Raw genomic sequence first — 23,090 nt, 5'->3', positions numbered from 1 at the left:
CGGGCGGAAGTTACCGCCGGTCAGTGCAGGAAAACAGAGCTGTTCTGTAAAGATGACGCGCGCGAGCAAAACACGACAGAAGATGTCGGGTATCGGCACCAGACTGTCTTGTATGACACGCACAACCCGTACGACCGGAACAGCCGGCGCCGGCTGGGCGGCCTTCGCCGCCGCCGCGCCCGACCTCGCGAAAACCGTCGAGGAACGCTTCGCCGCCCACCGCCACCATGTCCTGGCCACCCTCCGCAAGGACGGCTCCCCCCGTACCTCCGGCCTGGAGGTCCGCATCGTGAACGGCGAGCTGTGGCTCGGCATGATGCCGGACTCGCTGAAGGCGCGGGACCTGCTGCGCGACGCGCGGTTCGCGCTCCAGGCGAATCCCGGGGACGGCACCGGGATGGGCGGCAGCGGGGACGTACGGATCGCCGGACGGGCACATGAGGTGACGGACCCGGCGGTGCACGGGGCGTACCGGCAAGAGGTGGAGGCACCCGAGGGGCCGTTCCACCTCTTCCGGACCGAGCTGACGGAGGTCGTGAGGACCTACGTCGAGGACGACACGTACCTGGTCGTCGAGGCCTGGCGGCCGGGTGAGCCGGTGCACTCGGTCAAGCGCACCTGAGCCCCGGAAAGCCCGGACAGGGGGCCTACTCCCACTCGATGGTGCCCGGCGGCTTCGAGGTGACGTCGAGGACGACACGGTTGACGTCGCGGACCTCGTTGGTGATCCGGGTGGAGATCTTCGCGAGGACCCCGTACGGCAGGCGCGACCAGTCGGCCGTCATGGCGTCCTCGGAGGAGACCGGGCGCAGCACGATCGGGTGGCCGTAGGTGCGGCCGTCGCCCTGGACACCGACGGAGCGGACGTCCGCGAGCAGGACCACCGGGCACTGCCAGATGTCGCGGTCGAGGCCGGCCGCGGTCAGCTCCTCGCGGGCGATGGCGTCGGCGTCGCGGAGCAGGTCGAGCCGCTCCTTGGTGACCTCGCCGACGATCCGGATGCCGAGGCCCGGGCCCGGGAACGGCTGGCGCTGGACGATCTCCTCCGGCAGGCCGAGCTCCTGGCCGACCATCCGGACCTCGTCCTTGAAGAGCTTGCGGAGCGGCTCGATCAGCTGGAACTCGAGGTCCTCCGGCAGCCCGCCCACGTTGTGGTGGGACTTGATGTTCGCGGTGCCGGTGCCGCCACCGGACTCGACGACGTCCGGGTAGAGCGTGCCCTGCACGAGGAACTCGACCGCCGGGCCCGCGTCCGCGATGATCTCGGCCTGCGCCTGCTCGAAGACGCGGATGAACTCGCGGCCGATGATCTTCCGCTTCTGCTCGGGGTCCGAGACCCCGGCCAGCGCGTCGAGGAAGCGGGCCTCCGCGTCGACGACGACCAGCTTGACGCCGGTCGCGGCCACGAAGTCCTTCTCGACCTGCTCGGTCTCGCCCTTGCGCATCAGACCGTGGTCGACGTAGACGCAGGTCAGCTGGTCACCGACGGCCCGTGCGACGAGGGCGGCGGCCACCGCGGAGTCGACGCCGCCGGACAGACCGCAGATGGCGCGCTTGTCGCCGACCTGCTCGCGGATCGCGGCGACCTGCTCGTCGATGACGTTGCCCGTGGTCCAGGTCGGCTTGAGGCCCGCGCCCCGGTACAGGAAGTGCTCCAGGACCTGCTGGCCGTGCGTGGAGTGCATGACCTCGGGGTGGTACTGGACGCCGTAGAGCTTCTTCTCGTCGTTCTCGAAGGCGGCGACCGGGACGACGTCCGTGGACGCGCTGACGGTGAAGCCCTCGGGGGCGGCGGAACAGGCGTCACCGTGCGACATCCACACGTGCTGCTCGGCGGGGGTGCCCTCGAACAGGGTGGAGGACGCCTTGGAGACGTGCAGGTCGGTACGGCCGTACTCGCGGGCGCCGGTGTTGTCGACGGTGCCGCCGAGGACCTGGGCCATCAGCTGGAAGCCGTAGCACATGCCGAACACGGGGACGCCGGCCTCGAAGAGCTCGCGGTCCAGGCGGGGGGCGCCCTCCTCGTACACGGACGAGGGGCCGCCGGAGAGGATGATCGCCGCCGGGTTCTTGGCGAGCATCTCGGCGACCGGCATGGTGCTGGGCACGATCTCGCTGTAGACCCGGGCCTCGCGGACGCGACGGGCGATGAGCTGGGCGTACTGCGCGCCGAAGTCGACGACCAGGACGGTGTCGGGAGCGGCGGCAGCGGGAGTCGCTGATGACACGGGGTGCCTTCCGGCGGTTGGGCGGGGGTCTGTGGTTACCGATTCTAACGGGGTGCGGTGGCACCGGTCCCGTCCCGTCCTGTGGCATACTCGCCCCATGCTCACGCAGACGACCTTCCTCTTTACCTATGGCAACCGGCCCACCGGCTGCCATGGTCGTGCTGCTTGAGCCACTGACAAGCGACTTCCCCAGGCGCCCCGGGCCGACAAGGTCCGGGGCGCCTGGTGTTTCTCCGGATCCTGCCGCTCCGGGGCACCTCCCTTCAGCTGAGGAGCCCCGACATGACCGCCCTCGATGTGACCGGTGCCCGTACCGCCGAGGCCGCCGATGTGATCTCCGGTGCGCGGGAGCGCATCGACGCGCTCGACGACCGGATCATCGGTCTGATCCAGGAACGGATGGCCGTCTCCGCCGTCGTCCAGGAGGCCCGGATCGCCTCCGGCGGCCGGCGCGTGAACCTCTCCCGGGAGATGGAGATCCTCGGCCACTACAGCGAGGCCCTCGGCAAGCCCGGCACCGCTCTCGCCATGACGCTCCTGGAGCTGTGCCGGGGTCGCATCTGAGTCGGGCGGACCTGAGTTCGGTACGGCTCTCACCCGTACGGCGCGTGACCGGCACGCGAACCGCTTCGTTGGTCGGGTGTCCGTGCCAGCCAGGGGCGGGCCCGAAGAACCACGCGTGGCTCGCTGGGGCGATGAGGCGTACGGAACGTGCCGTGCGTCGTGGGACCTCGCTCCAGTCAAGTGACCGGACGGCAGGGGACAGCAGCCCGGTCACCCAAGAGACGGCCGGCTCCGGGGACGCCCGGGGCCGACCGGCGGAAAATTGCAAAAATGCACAAGGGCTGGGTCAAACGGTTGCGGAGGCCGCGGACATCCAGCACGATGCGTAGAAGGCCCGCAAGGCCTTCAGAGCTCCCAAGTCCCAGTTCAGGCAACGGTATTGCCGTGTACCGACCGTCCGCCAAAGGTCGAGACCAGCTGTACGCCCCGAGCGCGCCGGGGCGCCGACCCGGGGCACGGACGGCGGTACAGGGCGCAGAGACCAGCGGCGCAACCCCCCGGCGCCGCTTCCAGGCACCGGCGCTGCCCTGACGTCGGTGCTGACGGAAGAAGGGCCCCGCGGCTCCGTCCCGCGGGGCCCTTCGCCTGTCCCGGCACAACTGTCCCGGCACAACTGTCCCGACACAGCTCCACACACACCACCGCACTACACCGCACTACGCGGAGTTACGTACGGCTCACCGTGCCGCAGCCCTGCGGCCCCTTGCGGAGTTCGCGGCTGCGATCGTACGGGTCGACCGCGGGACCCGTCGGGGAGGCGCTGCCCGTCGCGGCGTCGGACGGGAACCGGGGGTGGAAGTAGCCGTCGTTGATGTCGCAGGCCGAGTTGCCGGCGTCCTCGTTGTAGCTCACGAGAGTCAGCCTGCCGGGGGTGACCTGGTAGTGCGCGGGGTCGGGGAGTTCGGTGTCGATGACCCGGCGCACGATGGTGCGGGCGACCTCGGTGGAGCCGTCGTTGCGGACGAGCGGGTAGACAAAGGTGTAGTCCGCGTGCACGGCCACGCCCTCGAACTTGCCCTTCGCGAAGGTGATCCGGCCGCGGAGCTTGATGACCTTGCCCGCGAGCTTCACGTCCTCGGGGTCGAACCGGCTGAAGAGGGACAGCGGATCGTGGGTCTTGCTCGGGTTGCGCAGCCCGGTGTCGAGCTCGTCGAGCACACCGGGCTGCTTCGGGTCGAGCACCGCGAGCGCGGCGTCCGGGTGGGCGCCGACCACGGCCTCGGGGTTCAGATTGGCCTCGACCAGCAGCTTCTTGGTCTGCTGGAGGGCCAGCTCCACCCGGCCCTTCGGGATCGCACCGAGTGCGGTGGCCTTCGGCAGCACGATGCCGGCCGCGCCGTCGGCCCAGCGCAGCGCCGGGGAACCGGCGAACGGGTGCGCCAGGGTGGGGGTGTCGGCGGCGACCGCGGAGGGCGCCGCGGTCGGGGCGGCGGTCTCGTCGGGCAGGCGCGTGGTGGCGGTGTCCGTCCCGGAGGACGAGCCGAACGGATCGCCGGGGATCAGGGAGGGCCGCATCGCCACGACGGCCACGGCGATGGCCAGCGGCAGGCCGACGACCGCCCACACCTTGCGGCGCCGGGCCGCCCGCCTCTCGCGCTCCTGCAGGGCGGGCCCGGTCCGCCACCCCGCGGGCTCCCCCTGCTGCCGCTTGAGCCGTTCGGTCACCTCACGGGCCCGGGCGGAGGGCTCCTTGGGGGCGGACTTGCGGATGTCGCGCTCGCTGTCGCGGAGAAACTGCTCCCACACCTCGTCGGATATGGAGGACGACGGGTCGTCCCCCGACGACTGCTCGGACCCTCTGTCAGACATGACACTCTCTCGTTCGGCCGATCGACGGGCCGAGAATAGCCATGACCATGCCTACTCAGGCAATCCACATAAGCCCCACAGCGACCCCGTGATCGAGTGACCCACGTCACATAAGAATTCTGTGAATGCGGAGGCAACCATTCACCGGATTCACCGGTCACATCAGCGGAACCAGCGGTTACATCCATTCACCGCGCCTGAGTCACGGGGGTCCTGATGAAGCTTCGTCGCGCCATGGCCGCGGCAGCCGCCACGGCTGTCATCGCGCCACTCGCCCTGCTGTCCGCGCCGGCCGCGTTCGCGGAGGACACGGCGTCGCCGTCCACGTCCGAGAGCGCGCCGAGCGAGATCCCGAGCGACACGGCCTCGGCCTCCCCGTCGGACTCCGCGTCGGCCTCCGACTCCGCCTCGCCCAGCGACAGCGCTTCGGCGTCCGCGTCGGCCTCCGCCTCCCCCAGCGACAGCGCGAGCGCGTCGGCCTCGGCCTCGGCCTCGGCGGAGCCGTCCGACTCGGCCGAGCCCAGCGAGGACCCGTCCGACCCGGACGTGCCGTACTGCGAGGACCTCGACGAGGACTTCGGCAACGCCCGGGTGTCCGCCGACATCAAGGGCCTGCCCGGCAAGATCGTCGCGGGCGACGGCTTCCACCGGTTCGAACTGGTCGTGACGAACGACTCCAAGACCACCGTCGACGGCGTCGCCTTCTACGCCGAGATCGAGAACTACGAACTCGACGAGGCGAAGTACCTCAGCCCGTACGTCGACCTGGAGTTCAAGAACCCCGACACCGGCTCCTGGGACCGGATCGGCAGCGACGACTGGGCCGGCGACTACTTCTTCTACGTGGAGAAGCTGAAGTCCGGCGCGAGCAAGTCCGTCGACCTGCGGGTCTCCATCGACGCCAAGGCACCCGCCGGTGACGCCTACTCCTTCGGCTCCGGCGCCTACCTCGACAAGGTCGACGGCCAGGACTGCATCGCCGAGGGCTGGGCCCAGTACGACTTCACGGTCCTCAAGGCCGGTTCGTCCAACCCCGACCCGGGCGAGGCCACGCCGAGCGACGACGGCGGCAAGGACTCCGTGAAGAAGCCGCAGGGCGATGTCTCCGACCTGCCGACCGGCAACCTCGCCGACACCGGCTCCAGCTCGGCGCTCCCGGTCATCGGACTCGTCGGCGGGGCCGCGGTCGTGGCCGGCGCCGCTGCGGTGTTCGTCGTACGCCGCCGGAAGGCGGGCGCGGACTCCTAGACAAGGTCGCGCGGACCGCCGGGACACGGCGGTCGCGCACCGGATGAAGGGGGACCTGGGCTCGGAGGGGGGCTCAGGTCCCTTTTCTGTTTCTCCATACGGCTACTTCTTGGGCGGTACGGCCGGGATGCCCAGGAACGGCAGCCGCAGCACGCCAAAGGCGTCCGCCGGGACCGCCGGGCTGTGCGGCTCGACCGGCTCGATCCGCTCGTACGCCTCGCCCTGCCGCGGGCGCGGGTCCGCCTCGCCCTTGTTCGGCCAGTACGACATCGCGCGCTCGGCCTGTGCCGTGATGGTGAGGGACGGGTTCACGCCGAGGTTCGCGGAGACGGCGGCGCCGTCGACCACCGAGATGCCCGGGTGTCCGTAGACCCGGTGGTACGGGTCGATGACCCCCGTCTCGCGGGAGTCGCCGATCGGGCAGCCGCCGAGGAAGTGGGCGGTGAGCGGGGTGCCCATCAGCTCGCCGACGTTGCTGCCGGCGAAGCCGTTGATCTCGGCGGCGAGCACGGTGGCGGCCTCCGAGGCGGCCTTGATCTGCTTGGGGTTGGGGGCGCCGTGGCCCTGTCGGGCGGTGAGCAGGCCCTTGCCGACGCCGTCCGGTTTCAGGTACGTCGTCAGGGAGTTGTCCAGCGACTGCATCACCAGACCGATGATGGTCCGCTCCGACCAGCGCCGGTTGGAGAGCGAACGCAGGACGAGGAGGGGGTGCCGGGCCGCGTTGGCCAGCCAGCCGAGCACGCGGGAGGAGCCCTCCGCGTACGGCACCTGCAGGATCGACAGGCCGCCCATCGCGTTGGAGCCCCTGCCGTAGCGGACCGGCTCGATGTGCGTGTTCGCGTCCGGGTGGATCGAGGACGTGATCGCGACACCCTGGGTGAAGTCGGCCTTCGGGGTGCCGTGGGCCTTGCGGTAGCGCCGGTCGTCGGTCTGGGCGCCCACCAGGGCCTCGGAGTTGGTACGGGTGAGGTCGCCGAGCCGGTCGGAGAGGTACGGCAGCTGGCCGCCCGCCTTCATCCGGTGGAGCAGGGTCTGGGTGCCGTACGTGCCGGCGGCGACGACGACCCGGCGGGCCGTGAAGATCCGGCCCTCCGCCTTCTTCTTGTCGTCCGTGGGGAGGGTCGCGATCGCGTAGCCGCCCCGGGAGTCGTCGGTGACGGAGACGACCGTCGTCATCGGGTGCACCACCGCGCCCGCCTTCTCGGCGAGGTGGAGGTAGTTCTCGTTGAGGGTGTTCTTCGCGCCGTGCCGGCAGCCGGTCATGCACTCGCCGCACTCGGTGCAGGCGTTGCGGGCGGGGCCCGCGCCGCCGAAGTAGGGGTCCTCCACCGGGTCCCCGGGCGCCGCCTTCGACTCGCCGTCGGCGTCCTTGCCGTCGCCGAAGAAGACGCCGACGGGGGCGAGGTGGAAGGTGTCGCCGACGCCGAGTTTCTCCGCCGCCGCCTTGAGGTGGACGTCGGAGGGGGTCATGGTCGGGTTGAGCCGGACGCCGAGCATGCGCTGCGCCTGGTCGTAGTACGGCTTCAGCTCCTCCTGCCAGTCCGTGATGCCACGCCACTGGGGGTCGTCGAAGAAGGCCTTCGGCGGGACGTAGAGGGTGTTGGCGTAGTTGAGCGAGCCGCCGCCGACGCCTGCGCCGGCCAGGACCATGACGTTGCCGAGGAGGTGGATGCGCTGGATGCCGTAGCAGCCGAGCTGCGGAGCCCAGAGGTAGTTCTTGATGTCCCAGGAGTTCTTGGGGAGGGACTCGCGGGTGAAGCGGCGGCCGGCCTCCAGGACGCCTACGGTGTAGCCCTTTTCTGTCAGGCGCAGGGCGGTGACGGAACCGCCGAATCCTGAGCCGACGACTATGACGTCGTAGTCGTAGGTGTCCTGGGGCACGGGTGCTCCTCGTTGAGTTTCGCGTGCGGGTGGATCGTGGTTGCTCGCGCAGTTCCTCCCCCAGCCTTCGGCCGGGGGGTGCCCCCAGCGCCCCTGCGGGGCGCTCCTCAGCGCAGCCTCAGTGCCTTCATCACCTTCAGGCTGGTGCTCATGAACTGGGCGTACTTCTCGTCGTCCATGCCCAGGGAGGGGGCCATGGGCAGGAGACGCTGCTGGGCGACGGTCTGGGCCTCGGTGTACTTGAGGATGCCCTCGGAGCCGTGGCGGCGGCCCAGGCCGGAGTCCTTCATGCCGCCCATCGGGGACTGGACGCTGCCGTAGGCGGGGGCGTAGCCCTCGTTGACGTTCACGGTGCCGGTACGCAGCCGGGCGGCGACCTCCCGCCCCCGGGCGCCGTTCTTCGTCCAGACCGACGAGTTGAGGCCGTACGGCGTGCCGTTGGCGTGCTCGACGGCCTCGTCCTCGGTCTTGAAGCGGTAGATCGAGACGACCGGGCCGAAGGTCTCCTCGGTGCAGACGGACATCGCGTCCTCGACGCCGTCGAGGATGGTCGGCTCGTAGAAGTAGGGGCCGATGTCGGGGCGGGCGGTGCCGCCGGCGACGACGGTGGCGCCCTTCTCTACGGCCTCGTTCACATGCCGGGTCACGGTCTCCAGCTGCCGTTCGCCGACCAGGGAGCCCATGTCGGCGCCGTAGGCGAGGGAGCGGCCGAGGCGCATGGCCTTGGTGCGGGCGGCGAAGCGCTCGACGAAGGCGTCGGCGATGGACTCGTGGACGTAGAGCCGCTCGATGGAGATGCAGAGCTGTCCGGCGGAGGAGAAGCAGGCGCGGACCGCGCCGGCCGCCGCCTTCTCGATGTCGGCGTCCTCCAGGACCAGCATGGCGTTCTTGCCGCCGAGTTCGAGGGAGACGCCGACCAGGCGGGCGGCGGCGCCCCGGGCGACCTCGCGCCCTGTGCGGGTGGAGCCGGTGAAGGAGACGTAGTCGGCGTGCCGGACCACCTCGGGGCCGACCACCGGGCCGTCGCCGATGACGACCTGGAAGACCTCGGCGGGGAGCCCGGCCTCGATGAGGAGGTCGCGGGCCCACAGGGCGGTCAGGCAGGTCTCGGTGTCCGGCTTCATGACGACCGCGTTGCCCGCGACGAAGGCGGGGAGGGCGTCGCCGACGGAGAGTTCGAGGGGGTAGTTCCAGGGGGCGATCTGGCCCACCACGCCCCGTGGGTGGCGCAGTTCGGTCACCCGGGTGAGGGTGGGCATGGCGCCCGCGTGCCGCTTGGGGCGGAGGTAGGCGGGGGCCTTGCGGCCGTAGTGGCGGGCGGCGACGGCGACGGCCTGCACCTCTTCATGGGCGTGCAGACGGGCCTTGCCGGTCTCCAGCTGGATGAGGTCGAGGACCTCGGCCTGGCGGGCCAGGATCAGGTCGTGGAAGCGGAGCAGGACGGCGGCGCGCTGCCGTACCGGCACCTTCGCCCACACGGCCTGGGCGGCGCGGGCCGCGTCGAAGGCCTTGGCCACGTCCTCGGGGGTGGACTCGGGCAGGTCGGCCAGCTTCTCGCCGGTGAAGGGCGTGTGGTTGGCCGTACGGCCGGAGCCGGCGACGCCCTTGGTGAGCTGGGCGACCAGCTCGGGCGTGACCACGTCGGCGGCGGTTCGGGCCCCTGCGGGTGCGGGGGCGAGGGGGTTCGTGCCGGTCGTGTCCGTACCGGTCTTCTCCGTGGCCTGCGAGTCCGTCATGAGCCGCAGGGTATTCGGGAGCGGAGCCTTTGGGTACCCGTGGGTAACCCGGTTTCACCGAGTGCACACACGGCGCCAGTGATCACTGGCAGGGAATGCGCTGATCAGGGGGTGGGACGGGGACGATCAGCGCCGGTCAGCCGCGTTCCGGTTTTTTGGCGAGAAGGAGGCCGAGGGCGGCGAAGGGGGTGAGGCGGCGCGGTTCGGGGTCCGGTGCGGCCGGGGTGTGGACCGGGGCCGGGGCCGGAACCGCCGGGGGTTCGGTCACCCACGCCGGCAGGCTCACCCCGGCGACCTCGGCGAGCACCTCGGCGGCTTCCGGGGCCGTCGGCCGGGCCTCCGGTTCGGGGGCGAGGAGTTCTTCGAGGAGCGGGCCGAGGGGGCCCTCCGCGCCGTCGGCGGCGGCCCGGAGCAGCGCGCCCAGCGACCACAGGTCGGAGGCGGGCCCGGCACCGTGCCCCGCACTGCACTCGGGCGCCGCGAAGTCACCGTCGCCCTGCCCCTGCGGCCCGGCCCCGATACCGAAGTCGGTGACGACGACCCGCTCACCGTCCGCCGCCAGAAGGACGTTGGAGGGCTTGAGGTCGCGGTGCACGATGCCGACGCCGTGGGCGGCGTGCAGCGCGCCGAGGACGGCGAGCCCGATGCGGGCGGCCTCGGGGGCCGGCAGCGGCCCGCGGGCGGCGAGGGCCGCGTGCAGCGCCTCCCCCTCCACCAACTCCATGACGACCCAGGGGAGTTCGTCCTCGACGCAGACGTCGTGAATGGCGACGGCGGCCGGATGGTCGACGCGCGCGGCGGCGCGGGCCTCGTGCAGCAGGCGGTGTGCGGCGCGCCGGCGTTCCTCGTCGTCCGGCTCGCCGGCCGGACGCGGCTCCTTGACGGCGACCTGCCGCCCGTCCTGTTCGTCGCGGGCGCGCCACACGGTCCCGGTCGGCCCGGAGCCGATGCGGTCGGTGAGCCGGTAGCGCCCGCCGATCAGACGTCCCTCGACCGGCTGTTCGCCGTCTTCACTCATGCCCCATGAGTACCTTGCGCACCACGGACTTGTCGAAGCGGCGCGGTCAGCGGTGTGCGGGGTACGCGCCCCTCCCTGCGGAAGGGGCGCGTGGACCTCAGATGTCGACGCCGCCGAGGGAGAGTTGGGCGAGCTGGGTCGGGGTCAGGACGCCCGCGTAGGTGTGCACCTCGTCGATCGCGCCGGCCAGGTGGTCCGTCCCGCCGTCCGGGGTGAGGGTGCGGCCGACCTGGAGTGCGCCGGTGGGCGTCCAGGTGTTCTCACCGGCGACGCCGGCCGTGGCGGCGGGGTAGCTCGACCCCACGTAGAGCCGGAGTTCGTCGGCCTTCTCGTCGTAGACCAGCGCGAGGTACTCGTCGCTGGACGCGGCCCAGTCGGCGGGCGCGCTGACCGTCGTGGTCGGCGCGTCGGCACGGTCCTCGTGGGCCACCACGGCCTCCCAGGTCTGCGAGGCGGCCACATAGCGCAGGGTGAACAGGCTGGTGTGGACGCCGGGCTGGGACAGCACGGTCATGTCGTGGCCGGCGGTGGCCGGGTCGACGCGGGCGTGCGCGGTGACCGAGAAGCCGGCGTCGGTCGGGGTGACCGCCGTCGGGGTGCTCGCGTAGTCGCCGTCACCGTCGAGGAGGAGGTCGCCGGTTCCCCACAGGGGGTTGGGAACCGTTGTCCGTTGACTGCGTGTGAGCGTGTCGTGACATGTATGAGTGAGTGTCTCGCAGGCGGTGTGCGTGCCATGGTGGGGAGTGCGTTCGCCTGCCGAATGCGTGACCTTTGGGTGTAGTGGTCGTTGATCGTGCTGGAAGCATCTGCGGGCGGGAGGGCGGGCGGTGACGGAGTGGCCGGGCTACGGGAGCTGGCGGCATCGTTCGTGGTGCCCGGCCCTTCGGGTGTCGCGATCCGTGACCGGCTCAGGCACCTGACCGCCGAGGACGAGAAGGTCCTGCGGCTGGTCGGCGATCATCTGGGTGCGCTGGCGTCGCGTGATCTGAAAGTCCGCTGCGCGGCCGGGCTGGGGCACGACAGTGAGCAGTGGGCCGAGCGCAAGCGAGCGCTAAGCGAGGAGTCCTCCTCCCGCTGGGCGGGTTCGATCACGAAGGCCAGCCACGACCAGTGGGCACTCGCCCGGCGCGGCCAGCTCGCCCACATCCACAGCCTTCGGGCCGGGATCGAGACGATCACGTACCGGCTGTCCCTGCCCGTGGGCGAGAAAGGCAGCAAGAAGGCGCCGGGCGGCTACCGCAGTCGGCGCGAGTATTTCGCCAAGAGCCGTCGCCTGCACGTGCTCGAAGACCGGCTTAAGGCGGTGCGGGCGGACCGTGAGGCCGGCCGGGTGTGCGTGGTGCAGGGCGGCGAGGGGCTGCTGAACACCCGCCACCATCTGGAGCAGGCGCAGCTCACCGAGGAGCAGTGGCGCACCCGGTGGCAGGCCGGGCGGCGCTTCCTGCAAGCCGACGGCGAGTCCGGGAAGAGGTTCGGCAACGAGACCCTCCGCGTCACCCCCAACGGCGAGATCTCCCTCAAGCTTCCCGCTCCGCTGGCACACCTGGCCAACGCCCCGCACGGCCGGTACGTCCTCGCCGCCCGCGTGAGCTTCGCGCACCGGGGCGAGCAATGGGCCGACCGCGTGGCGGCGAACCGAGCCGTCGCCTACCGCATCCATGAAGACGTCGTCCGGGGCCGCTGGTACCTGACCGCGTCGTGGACGGTCCCTGCGGTCCAGACCGTGCCCCTGGAGGCGGCCCGTGCGAGGGGTGTGGTCGGCGTCGACACCAATGCCGACCATCTCGCCGCCTGGCGTCTCGACCGGCATGGCAACCCCGTCGGTCGTCCCCTGCGGTTCGGTTACGACCTGTCCGGCACCGCCGACCACCGCGACGCCCAGGTCCGCCACGCCCTGATCCGCCTGCTGCACTGGGCCGAACGCCACGGACTGGCGATCGCCGTGGAGGACCTCGACTTCACCGCGGAGAAGACCCGCGAGAAGCACGGCCGCCGCAAGAAGTTCCGCAACCTCATCTCGGGCATGCCCGTCTCCAGGCTGCGGGCCCGGCTCGTGTCCATGGCGGCCGAACTCGGCATCACCATCGTCGCCGTAGACCCCGCCTACACCAGCCGGTGGGGCGCCGAACACTGGCAGAAACCCCTCACCACCCGCACCAGGAAACCCACTCGCCACGACGCAGCCGCCGTGGCGATCGCAAGACGCGCCCTGGGGCACCCGATCCGGCGTCGGACGGCACCGCCCCGCACCCACCAGAGCGATGGATGCGGGCATCGGACCGTCCAGGCCGGACCGGTGGCCTCGGGGCGTGAGGGAAACCGCCCCCGTATCCCCGGACCACGGACACGATCCATGTCACCGGACACGGCGCGAACGCGGTCGACCAGGACATCCAAAACCGTTCGGGATGCCCGCAGTGACCAGGCATGGGTCCAAGGCTCACTCCTGTCTCACTGATTAGGAACGGTTCCAGGCGCAGTCGTCGCTGTCGGTGTGGATCGTCGCGTCCCCAGCGAGCGTGAGCGGCTCGCCGCCCGCGTAGGCGGGGCTGCTGCCGTCGGTGGCGGTCTCCAGGTCCCAGTAGCCGAGGCGCTGCGCCGACCGCTGCGCCGCCTCACCGGCCTCCTTGGTGACGAAGACACGGTCCCAGACGTTCACGTCGGTGAGCAGCCCGTGCCAGTGCCCGCCGTAATCAACATCCGGATCAAGAGGATGATGACCGCAACTCCCTGCCTGGCAACGCACTTGAACCGCGCAGGGCGCGCGGGGCCCTCAGTCCGCCGTGAACGTGTCGATGGCGACGTCGAAGTACTCGCGCGCCTCCCGCACCTTCCCGACCGGCGCCGACACCCACACGTCGTACATCCGCCCGCCCTCCTCCCAGCACAGGTCGTAGGTGTGCCGGGGACCCTCCGTCGCGCTGAAGCCCTTCCAGGTGAACTCCCAGAAGGCGGCTCGGTGTCCGGCGTGCGTGGTGTCGGTGACCACGCCGTCGTGGTAGCCGGGGTTGGTGCTCGGCCCCTCGGCCGCCGCCCGCCGCATCACCGCGCCCGGTCCGCCGGTCTGCGGGTCGGAGACCTTGATGCCGAGCCGGAAGGTCTGCCCCGGCGACAGGTAGAAGACGCGTTCCCCTTGGGGGTCGCGGGTGAAGTCCTCCGGTACCGCGAGGGAGAAGCCTGCCGGGTCCTGCGCGTGACGGTACCCGGAGGGGACCGTGGGAGAGCGGCTGGGCGAGACCGGCGGCGCGGTGGAGGACGCGGTGGAGGAAGGGACCGCGGAGGGTGCCGTGTGCGACGCGGAGACGGCCGTCGTGCTTCCGGGGCCCGGGGCGCCGCCCCCTCCCCCGCCCCCGTTGAACAGGAGCGTCGCCGCCGACACGCCGGCCCCGGCCATCGCCGCGACCAGCAGCGCGGCGACCAGCACACCGCGCGGGGAGTACCGGGCCGGTCCGGCCGGGTCCGGTGCCGGTGGGCGCGGCACGTCCCGCTGGGTCGGCGTGTACGACGCGGCGCCGACGCTCTCCGTCGTGGTCACGACGGCGACCGCGCCGGTCTCCAGGAACCCGCGGAGCATCCGCTCGGCTTCCTCCGCGTCCAGCCGCCGCTCGGGGTCCCGCTCCAGCAGCCCGCGTACGACGGGCAGCAGCGGCTCCGCCTGGGCGGGTGGCCGGATCTCGTCGGAGACCACGGCGTGCAGGATCCCGCCGAGCGAGTCGCGCCGGAACGGCGACTCGCCGCTGAGCGCCGCGCACAGCAGCGCGCCCAGCGACCACAGGTCGGACGCGGGACCGGCCCGGGTGCCGGACATCCGCTCGGGCGCGGTGTACTCGGGCGAGCCGACGAAGGAACCGGTCTCGGTGAGCGTGGTGGCGCCCGCGACCTGGGCGATGCCGAAGTCGGTGAGGACGACACGCCCGGTCGCGGCCTCGACGAGCACGTTCGCCGGCTTGATGTCCCGGTGCAGCACCCCGGCCCGGTGCGCGGTCGCCAACGCGCTCAGCAGGGCGATCCCGATCCGCGCGGCCTCACCGACGTCCACGGGCCCGTTCCGGGAGATCCGGTCGGCGAGCGAGCCGCCGTCGATCAACTCCATCACGATGTACGGGCGTTCGCCGTCCTCCACCACGTCGTGCACGACGATGATGTGCGGGTGGTGGAGTTGCGCGACGGCCTGTGCCTCACGCAGGGTCCGGTCGCGGCGCAGCCGGGCGTCGTCCTCCGGCAGCGAGTCGTCGACGGTGAGTTCCTTGACGGCGACCTGCCGTCCCAGCAACTGGTCGGTCGCCCGCCATACGACACCCATCCCGCCCCGCCCGAGCCGCGCGTCCAGGCGATAACGCCCCGCGACCAGACGTACGGCTTCCCCGTCGGTCCCCATGGCCCCATGATGCCGCACCGGACGCACCCCTTCCGGCGCGGTGACCGGCCAAGTGCGCCGCTGCCCGCCACCGTCCGCCCTCAGGGGCGATTGATTTCGGCCTGCGCGGACCCTCGGGTGCTGCGCTCGACCACGTCGGCGCACCGCTCCCCGCGGGTCAGCCCTCCTGGAAGCCCCGCAGGATCACGTCGAACTGCTTGCTGGTGGTGTCCCAGTCGTCGGCCGGCGAGGCCTCGTAGATGGCGTACTCGGTACCGGCGCTGTTCATGTACCCGACGTCGATCGCGTGGTAGGGCCCCGGGAAGTAGTGGGGCGCGTCCTGGGCCCGCGCGTCCCAGGTGTACTCCCAGCGGACGCCCGGCTGGTCGCGGAAGAGCTCCTCCTTGAGGCTCAGCTCGTTGTAGTCGATCAGCCGCTTCGAGACCTGCCCCTGCAGGTTCTTCATGTGCGCGTACGAGGTGCTGTAGTCCGGCGCGGTGTCGACGGCGACCCGCACGAGGTGCTTGCCCTTGTCGGGCGAGTAGTCGACCTGGCGGAGACCGTCCTGGTCGATGGAGACGGACCGCTTCCACCCCTTGGGCAGGGAGATGCTGAAGCCCACCGGGTCCTTGCGCCGCTCCCAGCCGGCGGGCACCGTCGCCGTCCCCTGACCGCCCCCGCCGCTCGGCGAGGCACTGGCGTCGTCACCGGCGGCCGGAGTCGACGAGGAGGAGACGGAGCCGCCGGGGCTGTCCGTGCCGAACTGCTGCAGCGCGACCGCGACGCCCCCGCCGACGACCGCCGCGAGGGCGACGACCAGGGCGAACGTCCGCAGCCGGAACCGCTTCGCCGGTGCGGGCGCGGACACGGGCGCGGGCCCGACCGTCACCGGCGGGTACGGCGTACCGGTGGCCGACTGCACGCGGGTACCGGTGCCGGACCCCATCCCCGTGATGTCGTACCCCGACCGCTCCGTCGGCACGTACGCCTGCGCCGAGCTCGGCCGCCGTCCCTCCGCCGCCTCGGCGAGCATGTGCTCCAGTTCCTCGGGGCCGGGCCGCTCGGCCGGTTCCTTGCGGAGCAGCCCGGTGATGACCGGTTCCAGCGGGCCCGCGCTGAGCGGCTCGGCGGCCTCGTCCTCGACGACGGCCTGCATGGTGGTCAGCGGTGAGGTGCGGCGGAACGGCGAGCGCCCCTCCACCGCCGTGTACAGCGTGGCGCCCAGCGCCCACAGGTCGGAGGAGGGGCCCGGATCGTGCCCGCGCACGCGCTCCGGCGCGAGGTAGTCGACGGATCCCACGACCTCCCCGGTACGGGTGATGGTCGTGTCGCCCTCGATCTGCGCGATGCCGAAGTCGGTGAGCAGGACCCGGCCGTCCCGGCCGAGCAGCACGTTGCCCGGCTTGACGTCCCGGTGCAGCACCCCGGCGCTGTGCGCGGCGCGCAGCGCGCGCAGCACCCACAGCCCGATCCGCGCGGCCTCCCGCGGGTCGATGCGCCCCTGCTCCTTGACCGCGTCGGCCAGCGAGTGGCCCTCGACCAGCTCCATGACGATCCACGGGCGGCCGTCGTGTTCGAGGACGTCGTGGACCGTGACGACGGCGGAGTGGTTGATGCGCGCGGCGGCGCGCGCCTCGGCCCGGGTGCGGGCCAGCAGGACGGACTGTTCGCTCTCGGAGACGTAGAGCGCGGCCGTCAACTCCTTGATGGCGACGGCCCGGTGCAGCACCTCGTCGTGGGCGCGCCACACCCGGCCCATGCCGCCGCTGCCGATGGTGTCGGCGATCCGGTAGCGGCCCGCGATGAGCAGGCCCTGCATCTGATTCACGTTGCCCCGCAATGCTCTTGTCAGGGTCAGACTAAGGACCGGCCTGCGGTCATGGAACGGGTGGGGTCCCACGGAGACAGCACTGTGACGGTTCTCGCTCTCGGCACCGGATGCGCACGCGATCCTCACGCCGGAACGGGAACCGGCCGCCCCCTGAACGCGTTACCGCCGCTCAGCCCGTGTACTTGTACGTCGTCGACGCCTGCTCGTACAGCGCGGTGACCTCGTCCCGCTGCGACTCCGGGCCGCGGACCTGCACGATGTGGTACCGACCGTCGATCAGGAAGACCATGTTCCGCACGAACAGGTCGCCCTCCTGGCCGTCCGTCCAGGTGAACTGCCCCTCGGCGGACACCTGCTGGCCCACCGTGATGGTGCGCAGCCCGCCGGCCGTGGCCCAGCTGGAGTCCCGGTACGGCTGCAGCTCCCGCTCCTTGTCCCGCTGGTACGTCATCGGGTCGTCGCCGTAGGTCGCCGCGCTGTCCCGCCCGGCCACCACGATCAGCTCGAACTTCCCGTGCGAGTAGATCACCTGGCCGCTGCTGTTCTTCGGCGTACGGGTCCAGCCGTCGGCGACGGCGATCCGGAAGCCGTTGGGATCGTCGCGCAGGGTGAACCCGTCGGCGGCGGAGCCACCGGTCGAACCGGCGGTGGTCTGGGTCTCGGTGGACGGGGTCGACGTCGGGGACGGTGTCGGCGTGGGCGTCGGGCTCGGCGCGGTGCTGACCTCGCCCGCCGCGCCCGTCCGGTCGCCGGTCCCCGCGCCGCTGTCGTCCGCGCTGCCCTTCTTCGGCAGGAACAGCATGGCGTACGCGACCGCCGCGGCCAGCAGGAGCAGCACCAGCAACAGCAGCGTTCGGCCCAGTCTGCGCGGCGACTTGGTCTGCTGCCGGGCTCGCTTGTGCCGCCCGTGCGGGCTGGTGGCCGGGAGTCCGGCCCGCCGCCAGCGCACCAGCTGCCCGCGCCGCCGGACGATCGGCAGCCGCTTGGGATCGGCGGGCGGGGCGGCGACGACATGCGTGCCGGCGTCCGGCTCGGGCGCGGACCGCACCAGCGAGCGCAGCCAGCCGCGCAGCTCCTCGAAGTCCAGCCGCTCGGTGGGGTCCTGCCGCAGCAGCGACTCCACGACCGGCCGCAGCGAGCCGCACTCCTCCGCGAAGGCGGGCGGCTCCGAGCACACCAGCTGCACCAGCTCGGCCGTCGACTCCTCCGGATACGGCGCGTGCCCCTGCACCGACCGGAACAGCAGGGCGCCGAGCGCCCACAGGTCGGTGGCCGGTCCGATGGGCGCCGCCAACTGCCAGTTCTCGTGCACCGGAACGGCCTGCTCCGGCGCCCAGCGCTCGGTCACCGGCCCCACCACGGTCATCCGCACCTGCCGAGCGCGCTCGGCGGCCAGCGCGGTGGCGGGTCCCCGCCGTCCGGGTACGACGGCGCCCCCGCCCCAGCGGGCGGGGGAACCGGCCGCCTGCGCGGGCACGACGGGCTGCGGAGCGTCGGTGCCGGGCCCGACGGCAGGCAGTGCGGTGCGTTCCTGGCCGCCGGCCGCCACGGGAGGCACCCCGGGCTGGGGCCGGGGCACGGCACCGTGCCAGGGCGAGGGCGCGCCGCGCACCCCGTACGGGTCGGCGATCTGACCGGGCGGTCCGCCGGGGGCGGTGCGCTGGTCCCCGCCCGGAGCCTGCGTCTGCGCCTGCCCGTTGGCGTACGGCGGTGGTGCCGCTCCGTTGGCATACGGCGGTTGTTGTGCCGCTCCGTTGGCGTGCCCCGGTCCGTACGGCTGCTGCGGGGCGGTCGCCCCGGTGGTGTCCGGCTCGGCCGGCCGGCGGGCGCCGGGCAGCGCGGCGCGGCCGTTCTGCTGGGCCTCCTGGACCCGCGCGGCCGCCCTGGCCCCCGCCCGGTACGCGGCGATCGCCCCGGCCCGCGCGGCCCGGATGTCCCCACCGGTCTCCAGCGCCCGCCGCTCCACGGCGCCCGTACCGGCACCGCCCGGACCCTCCTCGGCACCGGCCGCCGGCAGCCCGCCGGCCGCGCGCGCCTGGATGGCGGCACGCCGGGCGGCCTCGGGATCCGCCTCCATGGCTCCGGGCGCCCCCGGCGCGCCGGGCGTACCACCCTGCGCACCACCAATGCTCCCGATGCCCCCGGCGGGGACACCGCCCGGACCGCCCGGACCCCCCGGACCTCCCGGACCGCCTTGCCCGCCGGGAGTGGCCGAGGGGGCCGAGGTGCCCGCGGCGGCGGAGGAACCTTCCGCCTGCCCGCCCGGCCGGCCTCCGCCGGCCTGCCCGCCGCCCTCGCCCTCCGGTGCCGGCACCGGGTCGTAGCCGCAGAGCGCCTCCTCCGCCGCGCCGACCGCGAGGCCGGTCAGCATCACCCGGCCGTCGTCGCAGACGAGGACCGTGCGGGCGGTGATGTTCCGGTGCACCCAGCCGTGGGCGTGCAGCACCCGGAGCGCCATCAGCACGTCGGAGGCGACCTCGGCGGCGCGGTAGGGGGTCAGCGGCTGTTCGAGGAGCAGCGCGGACAGCGGCCGTGCGGCGACCGACTCGCTGACGATCCACAGCGAACCGCCCTCGGCGAACACGTCGAAGACCTGGTCGAGCCGGGGATGGTCGGGGATCCGCGCGGCGGCCTGCGCCGCCTCGACGGCGCGCCGCACCACGGGGTCGCTGGGCCGGCGTGTCGCGGTCCGGGCCGACGGCGGCCGGCGCGCGCCTCCGTCACGGGCTGTGAACCCCTCGGGCAGCCCCTCCGCGTCGAGCACCTCCGCCTCGACGACCTCCGGCAACGGCACCTGCCGGACGAACACCTCCTGCCCGCTGTAGGTGTCGAAGGCCCGGGTCTCCCGGAGTTCGTACTCGTCGGAGGGGGGCAGCGGCAGGCGGTAGCGGTCGGCGAGTACCCGACCCGCATAGTCGTCCACGTAGCCTCCCCCGGCCGCCGGTTGGTCAAATCCGTTCGCTGAGCGGCCCGTTCTGTATGCATACCTGGATGCGTACGGTCCGCAACCACTCACGATACGTGCCGGAGGCAATTCGCATTGTGGGGATGCGAATTTGTCACTTGGGCTCGAAGGACCCCGTCAGCGTCTTCCAGGTGTCCTTGCGCAGCTCACTGCTCCAGTCCGCGGCCTTCGCGGTGTACATCAGCGCGTACCCCTGCGACGAGCTGACGACGAACCCCCGGTCGATCGTCCGGTACTCGGTGCCGCTCTCCACGTAGGTGAACTCCCAGTCGGCCGTGTTCCAACCGCGGTAGCTCACCTTGGCTATCCGGATCTTCTGGTACTGGGAGCGCGTCATGTAGCCCTCCTGGTTCTCCCAGTCCGCCACCGGGTCGCCCTTGGGCGAGCTCGTCCACGCGACCAGCAGCTTCTGCCCGTCGGGGCCGACGAACCGGTCACCGGCGGAGCTGCTGGTCTGGAACTTCCAGCCCTTGGGCAGCCCGATCGAGTACCCCTGGTTTCCGTTGTACGTCTTCACCACCGGGGCGCTGCCACCGTCACCGCCGCTGTCACTGCCACTGGAGTTCGACGCCGAGGCACTGTCGTCGCCCGAGGCGTCCGAGTCGTCGCCGCTCCCGGAGGTCGCGCCGGCCGAGGAGCCGCCGTCCGCCTTCGTGTCGCCGCTCGTGTCCTCCTTGGTGGTGGCACCGGAGCCGGACCCCGAACCGGCGCCGGCGCTCGCCCCCGAGGTCGCCACCGCCTTGGAACCGCCGCTCTTGCCACCGCTCTTGCTGTCGTCGTCATCGCCGCCGAGGGTGAGGGCGAGCACGGTGCCGAGCACCGCGAGCACCACCACCACGGCGATGATCACCAGGGTCCGCTTCGGGACCACGTCGGTGATCGGCGCCCGGGGCACCGGGCGCGGCGCCAGGTCCAGATCCGGCGGTGGCACCACGGGCCACCCCGAACTCGCCTTCCCGGCCGCGGGCTTGGTCCCCGCCGAGGCGGCAGCGGCACCGGACCCACCGGCGGCGGCCGGACGCGCCCCCGCGACCGGCCCCGAACCGGAGGCGACCGGACCCGCGGCACCCTTCGGCTGCACGTTCTTCGGCTCTGCGCTCTTCGCCTCGGTGCTCTTCGCCTCGGCGTTTTTCACCTCAGCGTTCTTCGCTTCGGCGCTCTTGGCCTCGGCGTTCTTCGTCCGGGCCGCGGCCGCGACGCCCGCCGCCGCGGCGGCCTTCCGCACGGACCGCAGCGCGCCCCGCCGCTTCTCCCCGGCCGCCTCGCCCCGCTTGGCCGCCGCGCCCTGCTCCTGCCGCGGAGCGTCCGGCTGCGGCGGCAGCGGTACGACCCGGGTGGCGTCCAGCGGCGCCTCCGCCGGCAGGTCGATGACCGCGTTGAGCATCGCCCGCGCGCCCGCGTCGTCCAGCCGCTGGGCCGGGTCCTTGGTGAGCAGCCCGTAGATGACGTCCTTGAGCGGTCCTGCGTTCTTGGGCTCCTCCAGCTGCTCGGTCATCACCGCGGTGAGCGTGGCGATCGCCGATCCCTTGTCGTACGGCGGGGCGCCCTCGACCGCCGCGTACAGCAGGCCGCCGAGCGACCACAGGTCGGCCGCCGGGCCGGGCTTGTGACCGCGGGCCCGCTCCGGGGAGATGTACGAGGGGGCGCCGACGAGCATGCCGGTGGAGGTGATGGACGGGTCGCCCTCGACCTGGGCGATACCGAAGTCGGTGAGCACGACCCGGCCGTCGCCCTCGGAGATCAGCACGTTGGACGGCTTCACGTCCCGGTGCAGGATGCCCTCGCGGTGCGCCGACCGCAGCACGTCCAGGATCGCGAGCCCGACCTCGGCCGCGCGCTTCGGCTTCAGCAGACCGTCCTCACGGATGACCTCGGCCAGCGACTTGCCCTCGACCAGCTCCATCACGATCCAGGGTCGGTCGTCCTCCTCGACCACGTCGAAGACCGTCACCGCGCTGTTGTTGCGGATCCGGGCGATCGCCTTGGCCTCGCGCAGGGTGCGCGTGATCAGGCGCCGCTTCTCCTCCTCGTCGATGTTCGACGGGAACCGCAGTTCCTTGACGGCCACCGTCCGGCCGAGGGTCTCGTCCTCGGCCCGCCACACCGTGCCCATGCCGCCGCGGCCGAGCACACCTCCCAGCCGGTACCGCCCGGCGAGAAGACGCTCACTGTTGTCCTGACGAGTCTCCTGACGAGAAGTCCCCGCCCGCTCCGCCTCCGACATGCGTCCCCTCATGCAACCCGCCCTGACAGAGCCTCCATTGTCCCTCACCCGACAAGTGCCCGACGCCCAGGGGGCCCCTGACCGCGCATCGGGGCCGGCCGACCGGAACCCCCGGTGACGAGGGCGTCACGCGAGCCGGGAAGATGGGCGGCGACAAGGGAGGATCCCGGATGCCGTCGCTTCGGACACTGGTGGCCATACCGGTCTCTCTCGCGCTGCTGTTCGCCCCCTTGACGGCCGGTTCCGCGTCCTCGGCGGAGTCCACGGACCCGCTTCTGTCACAGTTCGTCGCCAAAGGGGGAGCACCGGCCGCCGCCCTCCTGGACCACGACGGCGACGACATCCGCTACGCGGCCGCCGGCCGGGACATCACCCGCGCCGACCGCTTCCGCGCCGGCAGCATCACCAAGACCTTCATCGCCACCGTCGTCCTGCAACTGGCCGCGGAGCACCGGCTGTCCCTGTCCGACCCCGTGGAGCGGTACCTGCCGGGACTGCTGCGCGGACCCGGCACCGACGGACGCCGGATCACCCTGCGCGCCCTGCTCGACCACACCAGCGGGCTCGCCGACTTCACCAGGGTCACCCGGGGAGCCGTCCCCCTGACCCCGCTCCAGGCCGTACACGTCTCACTCGCCCTCCCTTCCACCGGCCTCGGCCGGTACGCGTACTCCAGCACCGACTACACCGTGCTCGGCATGGTCGTCCGGCGGGTCACCGGCCACTCGTACGCCGCCGAGGCCCGGCGCCGCATCATCACCCCCCTCCGGCTCACGGGCACGTCCTTCCCCGGCGCCCGCACCACGCTGCCCGCCCCGCACGGCCACGCCTACACGGCCGACGGCGCCGACGTCACCGAACTCGACCCGCGCGTGGCCGGCGCGGCGGGTGAGCTGGTGACCACGCTCGACGACCTGGACCGCTTCTACGCGGCGCTGCTGGGCGGCGAGCTGCTGTCCCCGCACCTGCTGCGGGCGATGCTCAACACCCGGGCCACGCACGGCGCGTACGGTCTGGGGATCTTTCCGGCGAAGCTGCCGTGCGGGGTCACGGTGTGGGGGCACAACGGCCGGATCGCGGGCAGCTATGTGCGCAGCGCCGCCACGATCGGCGGCCGGCATGTCCTCACGTTCCGCGTGAACACGACGACCATCACCGACCCGCACCTCGAACCCGCGCTGCTCGCGGCCGAGTTCTGCCCTGGCGAGGGGTAGAACCCGACCGGGGCC

16 protein-coding genes are annotated in these 23,090 nt (G+C 72.3%); 5 read left to right on the top strand and 11 right to left on the bottom strand.

Annotated features, from left to right (window positions below):
- Positions 1-112: 112 nt before the first annotated feature.
- Entirely contained in the window at positions 113-622 is a 510-nt protein-coding gene (locus tag ACFZDK_RS02215; RefSeq protein WP_390968877.1) for a pyridoxamine 5'-phosphate oxidase family protein, read from the top strand.
- A 25-nt stretch (positions 623-647) separates the two neighbouring features.
- Here the strand turns inward: ACFZDK_RS02215 and guaA are convergent, their stop codons facing one another.
- On the bottom strand, positions 648-2,228 hold the full coding sequence (gene guaA, locus ACFZDK_RS02210; RefSeq protein WP_390968875.1) for a glutamine-hydrolyzing GMP synthase: 1,581 nt from the start codon (positions 2,226-2,228) through the stop codon (positions 648-650).
- A 282-nt stretch (positions 2,229-2,510) separates the two neighbouring features.
- Between guaA and ACFZDK_RS02205 the strand changes: the two genes are divergently transcribed.
- Positions 2,511-2,792, top strand: coding sequence for a chorismate mutase (locus tag ACFZDK_RS02205; RefSeq protein WP_355711214.1), 282 nt, complete (start codon positions 2,511-2,513; stop codon positions 2,790-2,792).
- Positions 2,793-3,458: 666 nt separating this feature from the next.
- Here ACFZDK_RS02205 and ACFZDK_RS02200 read toward each other — a convergent pair.
- The gene (locus tag ACFZDK_RS02200; protein WP_390968872.1) at positions 3,459-4,601 is read right to left on the bottom strand and encodes a hypothetical protein; all 1,143 of its coding nucleotides are present in this window, start codon (positions 4,599-4,601) and stop codon (positions 3,459-3,461) included.
- Between the two features lie 216 nt (positions 4,602-4,817).
- Here ACFZDK_RS02200 and ACFZDK_RS02195 point away from each other — a divergent pair, with 216 nt between their 5' ends.
- Positions 4,818-5,849 carry an LAETG motif-containing sortase-dependent surface protein gene (locus ACFZDK_RS02195; protein WP_390968870.1) on the top strand — a complete coding sequence of 344 codons (1,032 nt, stop codon included), beginning with the start codon at positions 4,818-4,820 and terminating at the stop codon, positions 5,847-5,849.
- 102 nt (positions 5,850-5,951) lie between these two features.
- On the opposite strand, the gene ACFZDK_RS02190 is transcribed toward ACFZDK_RS02195, so the two are convergent.
- From ACFZDK_RS02190 to ACFZDK_RS02175, 4 genes are all read right to left on the bottom strand, one after another.
- Positions 5,952-7,730, bottom strand: a complete 1,779-nt coding sequence (locus ACFZDK_RS02190; protein ID WP_390968868.1) for a GMC family oxidoreductase N-terminal domain-containing protein — start codon at positions 7,728-7,730, stop codon at positions 5,952-5,954.
- Positions 7,731-7,837: 107 nt separating this feature from the next.
- Complete coding sequence (locus ACFZDK_RS02185) at positions 7,838-9,466, bottom strand: succinic semialdehyde dehydrogenase (RefSeq protein WP_390968866.1); 1,629 nt, start codon at positions 9,464-9,466, stop codon at positions 7,838-7,840.
- Positions 9,467-9,602: 136 nt separating this feature from the next.
- On the bottom strand, positions 9,603-10,484 hold the full coding sequence (locus ACFZDK_RS02180) for a protein kinase (RefSeq protein WP_390968864.1): 882 nt from the start codon (positions 10,482-10,484) through the stop codon (positions 9,603-9,605).
- 97 nt (positions 10,485-10,581) lie between these two features.
- Entirely contained in the window at positions 10,582-11,133 is a 552-nt protein-coding gene (locus ACFZDK_RS02175; RefSeq protein WP_390970054.1) for a LamG-like jellyroll fold domain-containing protein, read from the bottom strand.
- 186 nt (positions 11,134-11,319) lie between these two features.
- Here ACFZDK_RS02175 and ACFZDK_RS02170 point away from each other — a divergent pair, with 186 nt between their 5' ends.
- Positions 11,320-12,942: an IS200/IS605 family accessory protein TnpB-related protein gene (locus tag ACFZDK_RS02170; RefSeq protein WP_390970052.1), complete on the top strand. Its 1,623-nt coding sequence runs from the start codon at positions 11,320-11,322 to the stop codon at positions 12,940-12,942.
- Here the strand turns inward: ACFZDK_RS02170 and ACFZDK_RS02165 are convergent, their stop codons facing one another.
- From ACFZDK_RS02165 to ACFZDK_RS02145, 5 genes are all read right to left on the bottom strand, one after another.
- Entirely contained in the window at positions 12,943-13,143 is a 201-nt protein-coding gene (locus ACFZDK_RS02165; protein ID WP_390968862.1) for a hypothetical protein, read from the bottom strand. It lies immediately after the preceding gene.
- A gap of 114 nt (positions 13,144-13,257) precedes the next feature.
- The gene (locus ACFZDK_RS02160; RefSeq protein ID WP_390968860.1) at positions 13,258-14,862 is read right to left on the bottom strand and encodes a protein kinase; all 1,605 of its coding nucleotides are present in this window, start codon (positions 14,860-14,862) and stop codon (positions 13,258-13,260) included.
- A 157-nt stretch (positions 14,863-15,019) separates the two neighbouring features.
- Positions 15,020-16,660 (bottom strand): protein kinase, encoded by a 1,641-nt coding sequence (locus ACFZDK_RS02155; protein WP_390968858.1) that lies wholly within the window; start codon positions 16,658-16,660, stop codon positions 15,020-15,022.
- A 181-nt stretch (positions 16,661-16,841) separates the two neighbouring features.
- The gene (locus tag ACFZDK_RS02150) at positions 16,842-19,595 is read right to left on the bottom strand and encodes a protein kinase (RefSeq protein ID WP_390968856.1); all 2,754 of its coding nucleotides are present in this window, start codon (positions 19,593-19,595) and stop codon (positions 16,842-16,844) included.
- Positions 19,596-19,731: 136 nt separating this feature from the next.
- Positions 19,732-21,861 carry a protein kinase gene (locus ACFZDK_RS02145; protein WP_390970050.1) on the bottom strand — a complete coding sequence of 710 codons (2,130 nt, stop codon included), beginning with the start codon at positions 21,859-21,861 and terminating at the stop codon, positions 19,732-19,734.
- Positions 21,862-22,031: 170 nt separating this feature from the next.
- On the opposite strand from ACFZDK_RS02145, the gene ACFZDK_RS02140 reads away from it, so the two are divergent.
- A complete protein-coding gene (locus ACFZDK_RS02140; RefSeq protein ID WP_390968854.1) occupies positions 22,032-23,075 on the top strand; it encodes a serine hydrolase in 1,044 nt (347 codons plus the stop codon).
- Positions 23,076-23,090 lie beyond the last annotated feature (15 nt).

It is taken from the genome of Streptomyces sp. NPDC007901 (assembly GCF_042959465.1).
Taxonomy (GTDB): Bacteria; Actinomycetota; Actinomycetes; order Streptomycetales; family Streptomycetaceae; genus Streptomyces.
Note: the sequence above shows the minus strand (reverse complement) of the source record. Positions and strands in the feature narration are given on the sequence as shown.